The organism is Methylobacter tundripaludum, assembly GCF_002934365.1.
Taxonomy (GTDB): Bacteria; Pseudomonadota; Gammaproteobacteria; order Methylococcales; family Methylomonadaceae; genus Methylobacter_A; species Methylobacter_A tundripaludum_A.
On sequence record NZ_PTIY01000016.1, the window covers coordinates 34,852 to 50,253 of the forward strand.

General features: G+C 52.7%; 12 protein-coding genes. 2 read left to right on the plus strand and 10 right to left on the minus strand.

Annotated features, from left to right (window positions below; all coding sequences use genetic code 11):
- The first annotated feature begins 475 nt into the window (after positions 1–475).
- Positions 476–1,060 carry a hypothetical protein gene (locus B0F88_RS16395; RefSeq protein WP_104425043.1) on the plus strand — a complete coding sequence of 195 codons (585 nt, stop codon included), beginning with the start codon at positions 476–478 and terminating at the stop codon, positions 1,058–1,060.
- A 49-nt stretch (positions 1,061–1,109) separates the two neighbouring features.
- On the opposite strand, the gene B0F88_RS16400 is transcribed toward B0F88_RS16395, so the two are convergent.
- Positions 1,110–1,652, minus strand: coding sequence for an HPF/RaiA family ribosome-associated protein (locus B0F88_RS16400; protein ID WP_104425017.1), 543 nt, complete (start codon positions 1,650–1,652; stop codon positions 1,110–1,112).
- A gap of 558 nt (positions 1,653–2,210) precedes the next feature.
- Between B0F88_RS16400 and B0F88_RS16405 the strand changes: the two genes are divergently transcribed.
- Positions 2,211–4,631, plus strand: coding sequence for a Lon protease family protein (locus B0F88_RS16405; protein ID WP_104425018.1), 2,421 nt, complete (start codon positions 2,211–2,213; stop codon positions 4,629–4,631).
- A 45-nt stretch (positions 4,632–4,676) separates the two neighbouring features.
- Here B0F88_RS16405 and B0F88_RS16410 read toward each other — a convergent pair whose 3' ends face one another.
- From B0F88_RS16410 to B0F88_RS16450, 9 genes are all read right to left on the minus strand, one after another.
- Entirely contained in the window at positions 4,677–5,975 is a 1,299-nt protein-coding gene (locus B0F88_RS16410; RefSeq protein ID WP_104425019.1) for a cobyrinate a,c-diamide synthase, read from the minus strand.
- Complete coding sequence (locus tag B0F88_RS16415; RefSeq protein WP_104425020.1) at positions 5,972–7,096, minus strand: CobW family GTP-binding protein; 1,125 nt, start codon at positions 7,094–7,096, stop codon at positions 5,972–5,974. The genes B0F88_RS16410 and B0F88_RS16415 overlap by 4 nt, the downstream gene beginning before the upstream one ends.
- Positions 7,097–7,271: 175 nt before the next feature.
- A complete protein-coding gene (gene cobJ / locus B0F88_RS16420) occupies positions 7,272–8,819 on the minus strand; it encodes a precorrin-3B C(17)-methyltransferase (protein WP_104425021.1) in 1,548 nt (515 codons plus the stop codon).
- Positions 8,820–9,069: 250 nt separating this feature from the next.
- The gene (locus B0F88_RS16425) at positions 9,070–9,813 is read right to left on the minus strand and encodes a cobalamin biosynthesis protein (RefSeq protein ID WP_104425022.1); all 744 of its coding nucleotides are present in this window, start codon (positions 9,811–9,813) and stop codon (positions 9,070–9,072) included.
- Positions 9,814–10,138: 325 nt separating this feature from the next.
- A complete protein-coding gene (gene cobM / locus B0F88_RS16430) occupies positions 10,139–10,921 on the minus strand; it encodes a precorrin-4 C(11)-methyltransferase (RefSeq protein WP_104425023.1) in 783 nt (260 codons plus the stop codon).
- Positions 10,918–11,652: a precorrin-2 C(20)-methyltransferase gene (cobI, locus tag B0F88_RS16435; protein ID WP_104425024.1), complete on the minus strand. Its 735-nt coding sequence runs from the start codon at positions 11,650–11,652 to the stop codon at positions 10,918–10,920. Before cobI ends, cobM begins: the two co-directional genes overlap by 4 nt.
- 262 nt (positions 11,653–11,914) lie before the next feature.
- Positions 11,915–13,081 (minus strand): cobalt-precorrin-5B (C(1))-methyltransferase CbiD, encoded by a 1,167-nt coding sequence (cbiD, locus tag B0F88_RS16440; protein ID WP_104425025.1) that lies wholly within the window; start codon positions 13,079–13,081, stop codon positions 11,915–11,917.
- Entirely contained in the window at positions 13,062–14,636 is a 1,575-nt protein-coding gene (locus B0F88_RS16445) for a precorrin-8X methylmutase (RefSeq protein WP_104425026.1), read from the minus strand. Before B0F88_RS16445 ends, cbiD begins: the two co-directional genes overlap by 20 nt.
- On the minus strand, positions 14,636–15,343 hold the full coding sequence (locus B0F88_RS16450) for a cobalt-precorrin-7 (C(5))-methyltransferase (protein WP_104425027.1): 708 nt from the start codon (positions 15,341–15,343) through the stop codon (positions 14,636–14,638). Before B0F88_RS16450 ends, B0F88_RS16445 begins: the two co-directional genes overlap by 1 nt.
- Positions 15,344–15,402 lie beyond the last annotated feature (59 nt).

A 15,402-nucleotide genomic window follows, 5' to 3' on the forward strand; every position in this document is an offset into this window, starting at 1 on the left:
AAATTGTTCTTAAGGTGGAAACTATGGCGGATGCAATCATTATCCGCTGGGTGAATATGTCATAATCCGTCAACAGAGACATTTTATCATATATTAAAGTTCATGTAATCAACGCCCCCCTTAAGGGGCTCATGAGGTATCTGCAATCCGAGTTAACGCGATTAACAGGATGAGGAGATAAAAACAGTTTATAACGCCACTTGCATAGAAAAATAGAGTTTGGAAAGGGGATGATTTAAACAGTATTCAGTAAAATGAGGCCGACTCAATGTAGTTAAAAATATTATATTATATATCGTCGGCAAGTATTTGGCCTGTATTTTAGATTTTTAGCGCTAAGTTGTGTAAGCATATAAGTTATGTGGATTCGATAATAAAATAAATAATTTTCATTATCTGTGGTTAAATGCAAGCCTAAATCATATTGATTTTTTAATTTTCAATGCCGCTCATTTTCTTTATACAGGAATTAATTATGCAGACTAAACTTGAATTCTTGCTGGATAAAATAAAAGTCCTGGAAAACGAACTGGTCGATGAGTTACAAAAGCAACAGGAAGAGTTTGCCTACGAAGTTACTAAACGGCGGGTTTATTTTGAAGAAAACGTTATTATTCGGCATAAGGAATATGCCAAACATTTATTCAAATATATAACCGATGCGAAACTGAAACATATAATCAGCGCTCCATTTATCTGGATGTGTATTTTCCCTGTGATATTAATGGATGTAACTATCAGCCTGTATCAGGCAGTCTGTTTCCCTATTTACGGTATCCCCAAAGTAAAGCGGCAAGACTATATCGTCTTCGATAGACAATATCTCAACTACTTGAATCTTATAGAAAAGATAAATTGCGCCTATTGCAGCTATGTCAATGGCTTGTTTGGTTATTTGCAGGAGATAGCCGGTCGCACAGAACAATTCTGGTGTCCGATTAAACACGCCAAACGTATTAAAAACTTACACAGTCGCTACCAGAAATTTACCGATTACGGCGATGCCGAAACATATCGCTCTAAACTTGAGCTAACCCGGCATGATTTTAACGATTTATAATAAAATCAAGACATGCCTGAATTAACTCATTAGCCCGGAACATTCGTTGCTAAGGATAAACAATACTGGCTTGCGGGCCGAGATCGTCGGTTTCTTCGATATAGCGAATTTCATCGCCCACTTTTAACGAATCAAACCCGGCCCCTGATACACTGTTTCGGTGGAAATAAATTTCCCGGCCATCTTCCGATTCAATGAAGCCGTGGTCTTTTTCCTGTAATAATCGGATTACGCCGCCTCTGCTTTGCAAGTTATGCGTTTTAACCTTACCGCGTTGAATTCGTGCGTAATCCTCCAGTTGTCTGGTCGCAGCATCAAATGCATCGCGGATCGCTACGTAAACATCTTCATAAGCCTGCTTGTCATGGTGCTCCCTGCTGATGACCAATTCCTTGCGCGGCGTAGTGATGTCAATGCGGATATGGTATTGATTGCCTTGATGGTGATGGTGATGTTCGGCTTCGACCGCAACCCGGCAACTCATAATATGCGAGTGGAATCTGTCCAGTTTGCCCGCTTTTTCGCGAATTCTGGCTTCTACAGCATCAGAGTGAGGTATTCCGCGAAAAGTGATTTGTAATGGGATTTGCATGTTAGTCACCTTATTGAACTTAGCTAAAAGCAAGAGTTTACTGTTGCTGGAGCAGGGAATAATTAAATCTTCATCTTTTTCTGCGTTATATTGAATTTAACTGCCCCTTTATTGGTTTTATCGGCATAATCAAAAATATTAAATAATAAACCTATCAGTTAAAGAGTTCCGGTTTTATTTCTTTATAAATAATATTAAATGCTGATAGTGAAACAAAAAGTTCAGTGTAAACCTATTGGTATAAATACTTAGAGCCACAGTGGTTTCAGTATTGCGCTGAAAGATAAATGAATCTTTATGGCAGTTAGATAGGCGGCATGGGTGGGGCCGCCGGTTATATCTGTCCAAACAGTGTCGGGAACAATGTTCTGGAAATGCGCTTAAATGGCGGTTATCATCAAAATACGGATCTCATTGCTGTGTTCGGTGTGTTTAATGGTCGATATTTAACTTAAAATCGGTCATAACCTTTATTATACGGTAATCATTTTTTACACAAACGCATGCTTAATGCTGGCAATCAATAAAACCAAACTCTCCACGAAGACTATATAACCTATGAAAAACAAACCGTTGGATCCTGCGCAACTCTATAAGCCATGTAATATTGAACAATTAAAATTCAACTCCACCGAGGAGCTTGAAGATATAGACATTACCGTCGGCCAGCAACGCGCCGTAGATGCCGTCAAATTGGGCATCCGTATGCATAAAAACGGCTACAACATCTTCGCAATGGCGCCTTCCGGCACAGGCAAACTGACTACCGTAAGACAGTTGGTCGAGCACGAAGCCAGCCGCCAAAATATTCCTTCGGATTGGTGTTATGTCAACAACTTTAATCAGCCTGCCAAACCGAAAGCGATTAAGTTAATGCCGGGGCAAGGCAAGGTTTTCAAGCACGATATGGCGCAGTTGATTGACGAGTTAAGCATCGCCATTCCTACAGCGTTTGACGGTGAAGAATACCGTTCCAGAACGGGTGAGATTGAAACCGAATCGCGGCAACGGGAAATAAGCGAACTCAACCAGTTACGCGAAGAGGCCGTTAACGCCCATATTATCCTGACGGAAACTCCGACCGGTTACGCATTTTCGCCGTCCGATGAAAACAACGAGATTATCAGCCCCGAGCAGTTCGGCAAGCTGGATAAAGACAAGCAGCACGAAATTCAAAAATCCATTTTTGAGTTGCAGGAACGCCTGGCCAAGCTGCTGAAAAATTTTCCGATCTGGCGCAAAGAAACCAAACGCAAGCTTCAAGCGCTCAACCGCGAAGTTGCCGAGCAGGCCGTCAATCATTCCATAGACGATCTGATCGAAAAATACGCCAAACAAGAGGCCGTCCTTGACTACCTGAATGAGGTTCAGAAAGATATTGTCGAACATGTGCTGGATTTTCTTCCGCGTAGCGAAAAAATGTTTCCTTTCATGGAATTGCAACAGGAATCCAACCCGTTTAAACGCTATTATGTTAACCTGATGGTGGATTTCAGCGACAAGAAATCGGCGCCGGTCATTTACGAAGACCATCCCAATTACAGCAATCTTGTCGGCCGTATCGATCATCAGGCCTATATGGGGTCGCTGGTCACCGACTTCACGATGATCAAGCCCGGTGCGCTGCATAAGGCCAATGGCGGTTATTTGATTATCGATGCCCGGAAACTGCTGACTCAACCTTATGCCTGGGATACGCTTAAAAGGACCCTTCAGTCCGGCGAAATCCGTATTGAATCGTTGGAGCGGGCGCTCAGCCTGATTAGCGCTTCATCGCTGGAGCCTGAACCGATCCCGCTTAATTTAAAGCTTATCCTGATGGGCGAGCCACTGATTTATTATCTGCTGAGCCAGTATGATCCCGAGTTTCACGACCTTTTTAAAATCGCGGCCGATTTTGACGAATCGGTTTCCAGGGAAGACAGCCTTAACGATTATGCCCGTTTGCTGGCGACGATCGCCCGCCGCGAGAAGTTACGACCGCTGAGCCAAAATGCAGTCGCCCGGATTATAGAACACAGTTCCAGGATGGTCGGCGATGCGGAAAAACTGCTGACCCATTTGCGCAGTATCACGGATTTGTTAACGGAATCGGACTATTGGGCCGAAAATAACGGTCACGAACATATCGTTAACATCGACGTGCAACAAGCCATCGATCACAAAACTCATCGGCTGGATAAACTCAGGGAAAAGCTGTACGAGAATATACACCGGGGTACCGTATTAATTGACACGGAAGGCCGGGTCACCGGTCAGGTCAACGGCCTTTCGGTATTGCAGCTGGGCGAATTCAGTTTCGGGCAACCCTCCCGGATCACCGCAACCACCCGTTTAGGCGGCGGCAAAGTGGTGGATATTGAGCGTGAAACCGAATTAGGCGGCGCTATACATTCGAAAGGCGTATTGATCTTATCGAGTTTTATCGCCTCCCGGTATTCCAGAACAACGCCGTTCTCGGTAGCGGCCAGTCTGGTGTTCGAGCAATCCTATGGACATATTGAAGGCGACAGCGCCTCTCTGGCCGAGCTTTGCGTTATCCTGTCGTCGATTGCCCAGGTCCCGTTACGGCAGGATCTGGCGATCACCGGTTCGGTCAATCAGCTGGGGAATGTGCAGCCGATAGGCGGGGTTAATGAAAAAATAGAAGGTTTCTTCGATATTTGCACCCAAAAAGGTTTAGCTGGCAGTCAGGGAGTGATCATTCCCGCCACTAACATTAAGCATTTGATGCTGCGCTGGGATGTGGTGCATGCCGCTAAATCCGGCCAATTTAATATTTACGCGGTATCAACCGTGGACGAGGCGCTTGAGTTACTGACCGGAATGGAGGCCGGCGTTGCCAACGAGCAAGGCGTTTATCCGCCGGAATCGTTTAATGGCCGGGTTGAAGCACAGCTGTCGCAATTTACCAAAATTAAAAAGGAGTTTAATAGAAAACAGATTAAGGAAGCATCAAACCCAGGTTCGGACGACTGAAGCTTGTGACATCCCTATGTCCCGGCAATCGGACATAGGGACATCTTAAGGCAAAAATAATTGCGCGGTGGCATTGGGGTTTGAAGCAAAGTAGCAGTGCAGGTAACTGGCCGTTAACCGGTTTAGCCGATAAATGGCTTCCCCTTCCGAAGTGTTTTGCACTCGCTCACCAAAGGCGGCAGGGACAAGCGGCGACTCTATCAGGGAATGGTGAAAAGTGTGGCCGCGCAATAGTCCGCCGGGCATCGGTGCGGATTGAAAGCCCAAGCCTTTCAGCCGGTTTTGCATGATGGCGTGTCCGGGCAACAGGCCGACCATGTCAGCGCGATTCCCTGCTTTATCCGTCAATGATTCCAGCAAATACAACATGCCGCCGCATTCGGCGTATATCGGTTTGCCCTGTTGGAAGTGTGTTTGCAACGCCGACTTCATCGCCCGATTATCCTGAAGCGTTTGCAAATGGAGTTCGGGATAACCGCCCGGCAGGTAAATACTGTCCACATCGGGCAGCGCCGCATCGGCAAGCGGCGAGAAGAAAACCAGCGTCGCTCCCATCGCCCGCAGCAGATCCAGGTTGGCGGCGTAAATAAAGGAAAAAGCGGTATCGCGGGCTATGCCGATGCGGATGCCGGCAAGCAGCTGAGGCGGCGCTTTATGAGCGGGCGATATAAATTCGACGGCTTCCGGCAAGTCTGCCAGCCCGGTTGCAGCAATTGCCGCTGCGGCGGCCGACATCCTCGATTCGAGATCATGCACTTCTTCGGCCTGAACCAAACCCAGATGGCGTTCCGGCAATACAAACCGGTTATCGCGCGGCATCCCGCCGAAATAGCGCAGATCGGGCGGCATGCCTTGCAGGATCATTTCGTTATGCCGGATGCTGGCGACGTTGTTGGCTAAAACGCCGGTAAATAATAAGTTAGGCCGATAATTGGCAAGTCCGTAAGCAATAGCGCCGAGCGTTTGGGCGGAGCCGGTGGCATCGATCGCCGCCAGCACCGGCACCGAGAATAATTCGGCAATATCGGCGCTGCAAGGTTCGCCATCGAACAAGCCCATGACGCCTTCGATCAGGATCAAATCCGCTTCCAGCGCGGCTTCGTACAACAATCGCCTGCATTCGGCTTCACCGATCATCCAAAGGTCGAGCTGGTACACCGGCAAGCCGCAAGCGCGTTCGAGTATCATCGGATCGAGAAAATCGGGGCCTGACTTGAACACCCTGACTTTGCGGCTCTGTTCGACATGGTAGCGGGCCAGCGCGGCGGTGATCGTGGTCTTGCCGTGATTGGAGCCGGGCGCGGTGATGAACAGGGCGGGGCAGCGGTTTTTTGGCGCACTCATTTCCAGGTAGCCCCCGTCAATTTTGATAAAAGCGCCGCGACCGTATTGCGGTTCAGGTGATAACCGATAAAAACCAGTTCCGAATCCTTTGCGAATTGTTTGGCGGTATCGGCGCTTATCGCCACCCGCGTGCGCACGCCCTGTACCAGAACGGATTGATCCGGGGCGGTCTTGATAAAGCCTTTAACGCGCAACAACGGTTCCGCTTTAGCGACCTGGATTAACCCCTGTTTCAGCGTTTCAGCCTGCTGCGGATCAGGGCTGCGCAGCACGAACGAGAGCCAGCCCGGATCCTGTTCATGAAAATGCTTGTGCGTTGCGAGGCCGTGGCTGTGTCCCGCCAAGCCGGAATGGGCATGGCCGTTCAGTCTGACATGGCTAGGCAATGTCGGCGTATCGGAACCGGGCATCGGCGTAAAACGATGGTTATGCGCCGCGGTAAAGGTCGGCTGGTGCAAGCGCAGGCCAAGGGCGAGCCGGATGTCCAGCTGCGCGTTGTAAGCGAGCTCTAGGAAGCGCACGTTCGGCGCGCGGTCGCGAACCCGCTGTTCCGCGAGCAGCAAGGCTTCCTCATCCAGCGCGTCGATTTTGTTCAACACCACCACATCGGCAAATTCGAGTTGCCGTTCAAACAAGGTTGCGACTGAATCCTGGACGGCAGCCTGCTGGCTGTGCGGGCCTAAGTCACGGTCAAACTGGTCGGACAGCAGCAACGGCGTATCCACCACGGCCAGCGTCGCATCCAGAATGAAATCCCCGGCCAGCTCGGGGGTTTGCAGCAGTTCCATGACCGCCGTCGGCAACGCAAGCCCGGAAGTTTCAATCAACACATGATCGACATTGGCCCGTCGCCCGGCGATAGCCTGCATGGTCGGGATAAAGTGCTCGTCATCGCCGTAGGCTATCAGGCCGTAAGGGAAATCATGAATGCACACATGCTCGTCACCGCCAACGCAGTCGTTAATCAACGCGCCGTCGATCGAAACTTCGCCGAACTCATTAATCAATAGGGCTAGGCGGCGGCTTTGCCGGGTTTTAATCAGGCTGCTTAGCAAGGTGGTTTTACCGGAACCGAGAAAACCGGTAACGATGGTGACCGGAATTAGCTGTTGATATTGCATGGTAACTTCTCATTAAAAACAGGCAAATCGGTAATGAATGGACAAAAGCTATCACCACGAAGACACGAAGAACACGGAGCAATAAGACTTCGTGTCTCGGCAACTGTTCCATGCGTTGCTCTACCTCCTGCATCCATGTAGTCGTTCGTGGTGAATAAAATGCTTTTAATCATATTTATGGGTTTGCATGCCATGATTGTAATTGCTGTAATATCCCGTCGAAAGTTGAGGTGATGAAAGGGTATTCAAGTTTCGGGCGCTTGATGACCAGCAACGGGATATTCAGCGCCTGCGTTGCGGCCACTTTGGCGTTATAGCCGCCTGCATCGCCGGAATCCTTGGTGATTACGCAATCTATTTTCAAATCGCGCCACAAGGCTTCATTGAACACTTGCGAGAACGGCCCCTGCATCGCGCAAATATGGCTGCGCGGCACGCCCAGATCGATGGCCCGTTGGATGAATTCAGGTTCGGGCGTCATCCGTACAAACCATTCGCGTTCGGCGGCGCCCGGCGCTTGAAGAAAGGTAGCCAAATCCTTTGAGCCGGTAGTCAGGAAAATACGTGATCCGAAGGCGATGGCTTGATTGGCAGCTTGCTCTGTAGACTCGCATTCAATGCCGCTGTCTGCTGCAAAAGAGCTGGGGCGCTCATAGCGCAGATAGGGGATAGCCAAACTTTTCGACAAGCCCATCAATTGCTGCGAGATCAGGCTGGCGTAAGGATGCGTTGCATCGACAATCGCCCGCGCCTGATTCTGGCTTAGCGCCTGTTTTTGCGCTTCAACGCCCTGATGCCCGGCCCAGACCGACACGCCCGAACAATGCCGGGCCGCAACCTCGCCGCCGTATTCAGTCGCCGCGGACACCACGACCGGATAACCTTGCCCTGCCAATTCGTTAGCCAGTGCATTGCCGTCGCCGGTGCCGGAGAACACCCATAGCGCGTGCTTGGGCAGTTCATCAACAATCGGTTGTTCGGCGGGTGTATCCCAATTATTGTAGCCGCGCGGGGTAAAAATAAAGCCGCGTTTACGCTGGGTAAAACGGTTGCCGATCACGATCGTGGTCAGCATGTCGAACTGCAAAGACGGTAAGTCTTCCAGGTGGTGAATGCTGACTTTCTGGCCGGGCCGATAGGCATTGTGTATCACGCCGCACAGCGTCTTAGGCGATTTGGATTCCAGCATGATGTTGATAATGCGGTACACGCCTTCCTGGCGTCCGGCGCTTTGTACGTTATACAACACGCAGGCGAGGTCGGCTTGGGCGATATGCCGCCCGCGCTGCTCGATCCAGTCCCAGGGACACAACAGGTCGGACAGGCTCAGCGTGGCAAAGTCGTGCGACAACGGCGAGCCTAATAACGAAGCGCAGGCATTGGCGGAAGTAATGCCCGGTATCACGTTGACCTCATAGTCGTCATCTTCGCGCATTTCATCGAAAGCCAGCGCCGCCATCGCATAAATGCCGATGTCGCCGCTGGAAATCAGCGCGACTTTAGCGCCGCTACGGGCTTTTTCGATTGCCAATAAGGCGCGCTCGCGTTCCTGGGTCAGCGGCGGCGTGTGGATTTCCTTGCCCGCTATCCATGGCTCGATCCAGCGCAAATACAGGTCATAAGCCACAATCACATCGCTGTCCCGCAACGCCGCTTCGGCCCGCGGAACGATCAAGTCGCTAAATCCCGGTCCGACCGAAACCAAATTCAATACACCTTTCATTCTTTTATCCACTGATTATTAATCTGTAATATTTGTTTTTCATATTGGGCAAAGCAAGTGTTGAACTGCCTTGTGTGAAAGCCGTTCGTGCTGAGCCTGTCGAAGCATGAATGGCTTTCACACCCCTACCTATTTGTTGAGCATTCCAAAATCCCGCCCACCCTTCGACAAGCTCAGGACGAACGGAATTTTGGAATGCTCAACTGCGTGTTTTAGGTTCAACAGATGAATAGGGCGAGCCATGCGTACCCTACATATTATCCTCAACCACAGCCACGGCCACCCCGTCTAAAGCCATTTTGGGCACAATCAATCTGCCGCGGGCGCTGGCGATTAACGCGCAGGGTTCGCATACGCCCGGCAACTCCACATTCTGCTGCACCCAGTCCGAGACTTTAGTCACCCAGGGCCTAGCCGCGACTGTCGCACTTGCCAATACGCGTAGCGGCAAATCATGTTGCCCGCAAAATTCCAGCAAACCCGGTTCGTGTGCTTTCAAGTCTATGGTCGCTATTTCGCGCACTTCGTTCAACTGCCGATCGCCGAGCGCCTGATGCACGGCAGCCGCGACTTGTCCGGCAGTGACGCCTTTGCGGCAACCTATACCGACCACTAATGGCTTCAAGGCTTCGGTTGCGGTGGTGATGACCGGCACCGCACCGATTGCATTGGCGACGCGATAAGCCAAACGGTTTGCGCCGCCTTCATGACCGGCCAACAGCGACACCGCGAATCGTCCTGCTTCGTCGAGCACCACGACGGCCGGGTCGCTATGCTTGTCCTGCGCCAAGCCATCGAGAAAGCGGACCGCAATGCCGCCGGCCGCTATCATGATCCATTGCGCATGCTGCCGGTAGGCGGCGGCAAACTGTTGTTTTTGGCCGGTGGCGGTATTGAGCCAAGGCCGATAAAGTACGCCGCCAAGCCGTTCTTGCAGGGCTAAAGCCAAGGCTTCGCTTTCCGGCCTTACCAGCCAGATGCCGCAATCAGTCATGCTGCTGCCTTTTCTTCTAACACACACATTAACTTAAGCAAAAAAACCATATATTCAATCAATAAAATGTAAGTCGATTAATTCACCACGAACGACTGCACGGATGCAGGAGGTAGAGCAACGCAGGAGCAGTTGCCGAGACACGAAGTTCACGAAGAAAAGCTAAAGTAGAACCTTCGTGTTCTTCGTGTCTTCTTGGTGAAATGTTTTAGGAGCATGCATGAAAATAGTTTTATTCATGAACCATGAAGAACATGAAAGGCATGAAGAATTTAACTCTTCATGTCCTTCATGGTAATTGTTTAAATTAATTTATGCATATCACTTAAGTTGTCGAGGGCGACTTTTGCTTTTTCACAACCCGGAATATATGCGTGAAGTCTTTCGAATACAGACTGGATTCGGTTTGATCTTCGCGCCCCAACGCTTTGCCCACCAATAACATCGTGGTCAGGTTCCACTCGCTTTTCTTGGTTTCTTTAAGAATGGCGCCCAAAGTCCCCTGGTAAGACCGCTCTTCCGGCCAGGTTGCCCGATAGATCAGCGCCACCGGCGTGTCATCCGGGTAATGCAGGCGCAGGTCGGCGACTATTTTTTTCAAATGCGGCCCGGACAGGAAGATGCACATCGTCGCTTGGTGTTCGGCCAACCGTGCAATCGATTCGAGTTCCGGCACGGCGGAGGCGCGACCGGAAACACGGGTCAGGATCACGGTTTGCGAGACTTCCGGCTTGGTCAGCTCGGCTTTAATGGACGCCGCCGCCGACGTGAACGAAGACACGCCCGGCACAATTTCGTAGTCGATGCCCAACGTGTCGAGTCTGCGCATTTGTTCGGCCGTTGCGCCGTAAATGGCAGGGTCGCCGGAATGCAAACGCGCCACATCGGAAGCGGCTTCCTGAGCACGGCGGTAGCAGGCTTCCTGTTGTTCAAGGTCGAGCGTGGCGGTGTCGATCAGTTCGGCGTCAGGGCGGCAATGCTGCAACATATCGGTAGGCACCAGCGATCCTGCGTACAGCACCATGCTGACCCGGCCGAGAATAGCCGCGCCGCGCAATGTGATCAAATCCGAAGCGCCGGGGCCTGCGCCGATAAAGTAAACTTTCATGCGTGTCTTCTCTCTCTGGGTGTTTTGCGTATCAGTAAAGTGGCGAGATAGCCCATCGCCGAGGTGGCGCACAAATCGCTGACATCATCGGCCAGCATTTCGTCTTCCAAGCCGATGCGGCGGGCAAACGCGCAGTGTTCGGCGATGCCCATTTCACGGAGCAGGGCCAGCACCCAGGGCAGGCGCGCGCCGATCTTCATCAGCACGACGATGTCATGGCTTTCGATGTCCTGCCGCAAAGCGGCCGCGTCTTCGGGGCAGGGCAAAATCAAGGTGCGCTCCTTGCCTACGCCCAACGGCCAGCCCATAGCGGAGGCCGCAGCCGCGTAGCTGGTGATGCCGGGAAAAGTGCGGTGCGGCAAACCCGGCAGATATTCGCGCAAAGCTGCCAATATGTAGCCGTAAGTGGAATAGGTCAGGCTGTCGCCTATGGTCAGGTAAGCCACGTTCAGCCCTGCGCGCAAATCGACGGCGATGGTCTCGGCCAGTTGCGCGTAATGATCGCTCAGCACGCTACGGTCGGGGTCCATCGTAAACTCGATTTCCCGTATTCGTTGCTGATTGATGTCGATGCCCGCTAAACATTGCAGGGCCACCGAGGTTTCCGAGCTGTGCGCACGCGGTGCATAGATGATGTCGGCCTGTTGCAGCGCTTCGACCGCCGCCAGCGGGATGTAGCCCGCAGGCCCAGGTCCTACGCCTATGCCCCACAATGTACCTAACAAACTCATACTGCTCCTCTCATAAGTAAGTATTATCTCGTTCCCACGCTTCGGCGTGGGAATTCAGTCTGCAACGCTTCAGCGTTGCGGGACGCTGGCCATTTACTGCGGCATTCCCAAACGGGAGAGACTGTGAAAGTATTATCCAAATTAGGCTAAAAACATTTTTCACCACGAAGGCACGAAGAACACGAAGTTTTCAATGTATTGAATTAAGACGATTGTTTTTCCTCGTGCCTTCGTGTCTTCGTGGTGAATTCTTTAATTTTTTCTAAAAACGAATACTTTCACAGCTTCGGGAGCGTGGGAACGATGTGCCCAAAGCATCGCCTTGTAGATTAAATAGCCGCACTTCAACTTTTTTCACGGCAGGCACTCTGGCCTGAACAAGCGCGGCGATTCGTTGTTCGATGTCTATCCATAACGCCTGCGAACCGGGTTCGTTCGTTAACCGTTGAATGGCCGCTTCCACCGTGTTGGCCTGTTCCAGTTCCTGCGCCAGAAGACTGTTAAACCCTCGTTCCGCAGCTATCCGCGCCACGACATTCATGGCCATGTCGCTCCTGCTGGAGTGCGTATCCCATACGCCGTCGAGCACTTTGGCAAGTTTGCCCGGATGTCCCAATAACCATAACACATCCAGATGGCGCTGTTGTTCGGTCAATGCCTGTTGCACAAAGTCGAGTGCGTCGCCAAGAAAATTGGCGATTTGTACCGAGCGCTGCTCTGGCAAACCCAGTATTTCTTTGGCATAGGCGCGGCCTATTTTGCCCGGCAGCAACGCGATGCTGTTTGCATCATTGCCGAGTGCTACGCGGACATAAACCTCTATCGAGGCAATCCATGATGCCAGCGATAAGGGCTCGACGATGCCCGAAGTGCCGAGTATCGAGATGCCGCCGACGATGCCCAGCTTCGGGTTGAAAGTCTTTTTGGCAATCTTCTCGCCGTTGATGCAGCCTATGGTCAGGTCGAAGCCTTGATCCTTATTACCGGATACTTCGGCGACCGCCTGCCGCATCATCCAGCGCGGAGTAGGGTTAATTGCAGGCTCTCCAACGGCCACACGCAAGCCGGGCTGGGTCGCTGTGCCGACGCCGTCACCGGCGAAAAAGCGTATTTCCCCTTTGTCGTTCCTTCGCACCTCGGCGAAGATGGTCGCTCCGTGCGTGTTATCCGGGTCATCGCCGCCGTCTTTCAGCACTTCGGCGCGCGCCGTTTGCTCGTCCAGTCTGCGGCTGTCTTGTATCGGTACGGTCAGGTAACAGGCTTCGTCAGGCAATATTATCTGTACCTGCGCTTGGCGCTCGCCGTGCAGCAGCAGATAAAGCCCGGCTTTAACCGCCGCCGCGGCGCAGCTGCCCGTGGTGCGCCCGCGCCGCAAACCGTTCGGTGCGAGCACGCTAAGGTCGAATTCTTTAAGCTCCGTCCGAACCATACTCTGCAAGCTGGTTTACCGCATCGATCATCAAGCCGTTGACGACCGTCGCCGCCCACGGCGAACCGCCGCGAGTGCCGCTGTTGGTGATGCGCGGCACTTGCAGGCAGCGCTTCAATTCCGCTTTTGACTCACGGGTGCCGACAAAGCCGACCGGCAAGCCGATCACCAGTTGCGGACGCCAGCCGTGTTCGCGAATCAGGCGCACCGCTTCCATGATCGCAGTCGGCGCATCGCCTATCGACAGCACGATGTCGTTGCCGAATTTTTCGAACGCGCGCCGTATTCCGGCTGCGGAGCGGGTGATGCCTTGGGTTTGCGCCATCAGAACCGTCTCGCGATCATGCACCCCGCACCAGGTTTCGATGCCGAGCTGTTCGAGCAGAGCGCGCTTTAGGCCGGTCTGCACCATAGTTACGTCGGTCACTACACGCTTGCAGCGGAGCAGCGCGCGGATGCCGGTTTCGACCGCCCCCGGCGAAAAATAAATGTCATCGACTGCATTAAAGTCGCCGCTGGTATGCACCAAGCGTTGCAGCACGGTTAAATGCGCTTCGGGAAAAACTGACCAGTCGCGCCCGGCAGCAATGATGCGGAAGCTTTCGGCCTCTATCGGATGCGGCACGTAAGGCGCAAATTCCGTTGCGGCTTCACCTAAAACGGCTTTTTCGGGCAGACCGCGAACCTGGAGATGATGGGGGCGCTGCGGTTCGCCGACCTGCTGTTCAAAGCCGACGATTTGCACCCGGTATTTGCACAGCGAGCAGTTCATCGCCGCGCGGCCTTCTATGGCTTCTTGCGCCCTGGCGATGATTACATCGGCTACGTTCGGATGCACGCCGAGATAACCGGCCTTGAGCACTTCCAGGTCGGGTTCGCGCTGCTGCAACGCATCGGCGGCGTCATAAATGCGCTTGACCAAGATGCCGTCAAACAGGAAAAACGGCACGACGATCAGCCGCGCATAACCTAGTTTAGCGGCGGCGCGCAGGCCGTCGGCGACCAGCGGCTTGGTCGTGCCTGAATAGCAGACGTAAGATGCGCCAAAGCCCATGCCTTCCTCGATCATCCGCGCGAACTTGGCGACTTCGCCGTTGGCGTCGGGGTCGGTGGTGCCGCGGCCGACCAGCACCAGGCAGGTATCGTCACGGCGTATCGTCTTGGATGATGCCGCTTCGGCCTCGACGATGCGCTGCTGAACCACTTGCAGCAACAGCGGATGCAAGCCCATCGGTGCACCGAAATGAAAATCGACGTCGGGATGTTCGCGAGCCGAGGTCAGCAGTTCGCTGGGCATGTCATTTTTGGCATGAGTTGCCGCCAGTAAGATGCCGGGCACCATGACGATTTGTTTGGCATCGGCGTTCAATTGGGCTGCGATCGCCTGATCGATAGTCGGACTTGCAAACTCCAGGTAGCCGTGGCTGATCGTATGCTGCGGCGCGCGCTCCCTGACCAGTTCAACCAGCTGCTCGAACTCCCGTATGCCGTCGGCATCGCGGCTTCCGTGGCCCGCGATAACGATGCCGAATTGTTGGTTTTTTTCAGCCTGCATCAGACAGCGGCTCCCGGCGGTTCGATCTGGCTGGACATGGGGTTGCGGGTGCGGATTAACATGATACTCATGTCGCTGAATTCCTGTATCGCGCAGTCGGCGAGCGTACCGTGCCATTCGGCTTCCGACCTTGTCAAATTCTCCCAAACCTCGGTCGGATGATCGGGCGATATGCCTTGCTCCAACAGGTAAGCGGCGATATGGCGCGGCATGAAAGAGCGCGCCTCGTCCCAAGGGCAGGGAATCACGATCGCATTGCGCTGGTCTTGCAGCACATGCACCAGATGCTGCTTGAACGGGGTCAAATCGCCGCGGCGGTGAAAGGTAATAAACGTCGTTTCGTCGAAACAGACCTTGGCACGCGATGCGAGTATCTGCGCCGACGATATACCCGGCACGGTTTCGACCGGATGGCCGCAAGCTCGCTCGACCCGTTCCAGGTACTGGAAGCCGCTGAAATGGATGTCGCCCATGAACACCACCACGCAGTTCTTGCCTGCATGGTGTTCAACCGCCACTTTCGCCAACTGCTCGGTCTGGTCGCGGTAATTCATCAGTACGGTTTGTGCGGTTTCGGGAATCAGGCTTTGCACGACGTTAATAACGGCATCGAATCCGGCTACCACGTCGGCATTGCGGATCAGTTCCGCGCCGCGCTGAGTCAGATAAGCCACGTCGCCGGGGCCTGCGCCTATGCAGATAATCATAATTGTTCCTTATTAATAAGCTTTTTTGTCCACGAAAAACACGAAAAGCGCGAAAAATT

Coding starts and splice junctions, on each gene's coding strand:
- B0F88_RS16410 (WP_104425019.1), bottom strand. CDS start 5,975: ATGAGTGCGCCAAAAAACCGCTGCCCCGCCCTGTTCATCACCGCGCCC.
- cbiD (WP_104425025.1), bottom strand. CDS start 13,081: ATGGTTCGGACGGAGCTTAAAGAATTCGACCTTAGCGTGCTCGCACCG.
- B0F88_RS16415 (WP_104425020.1), bottom strand. CDS start 7,096: ATGCAATATCAACAGCTAATTCCGGTCACCATCGTTACCGGTTTTCTC.
- B0F88_RS16395 (WP_104425043.1), top strand. CDS start 476: ATGCAGACTAAACTTGAATTCTTGCTGGATAAAATAAAAGTCCTGGAA.
- B0F88_RS16450 (WP_104425027.1), bottom strand. CDS start 15,343: ATGATTATCTGCATAGGCGCAGGCCCCGGCGACGTGGCTTATCTGACT.
- cobM (WP_104425023.1), bottom strand. CDS start 10,921: ATGAAAGTTTACTTTATCGGCGCAGGCCCCGGCGCTTCGGATTTGATC.
- B0F88_RS16445 (WP_104425026.1), bottom strand. CDS start 14,636: ATGCAGGCTGAAAAAAACCAACAATTCGGCATCGTTATCGCGGGCCAC.
- cobJ (WP_104425021.1), bottom strand. CDS start 8,819: ATGAAAGGTGTATTGAATTTGGTTTCGGTCGGACCGGGATTTAGCGAC.
- B0F88_RS16405 (WP_104425018.1), top strand. CDS start 2,211: ATGAAAAACAAACCGTTGGATCCTGCGCAACTCTATAAGCCATGTAAT.
- B0F88_RS16425 (WP_104425022.1), bottom strand. CDS start 9,813: ATGACTGATTGCGGCATCTGGCTGGTAAGGCCGGAAAGCGAAGCCTTG.
- B0F88_RS16400 (WP_104425017.1), bottom strand. CDS start 1,652: ATGCAAATCCCATTACAAATCACTTTTCGCGGAATACCTCACTCTGAT.
- cobI (WP_104425024.1), bottom strand. CDS start 11,652: ATGAGTTTGTTAGGTACATTGTGGGGCATAGGCGTAGGACCTGGGCCT.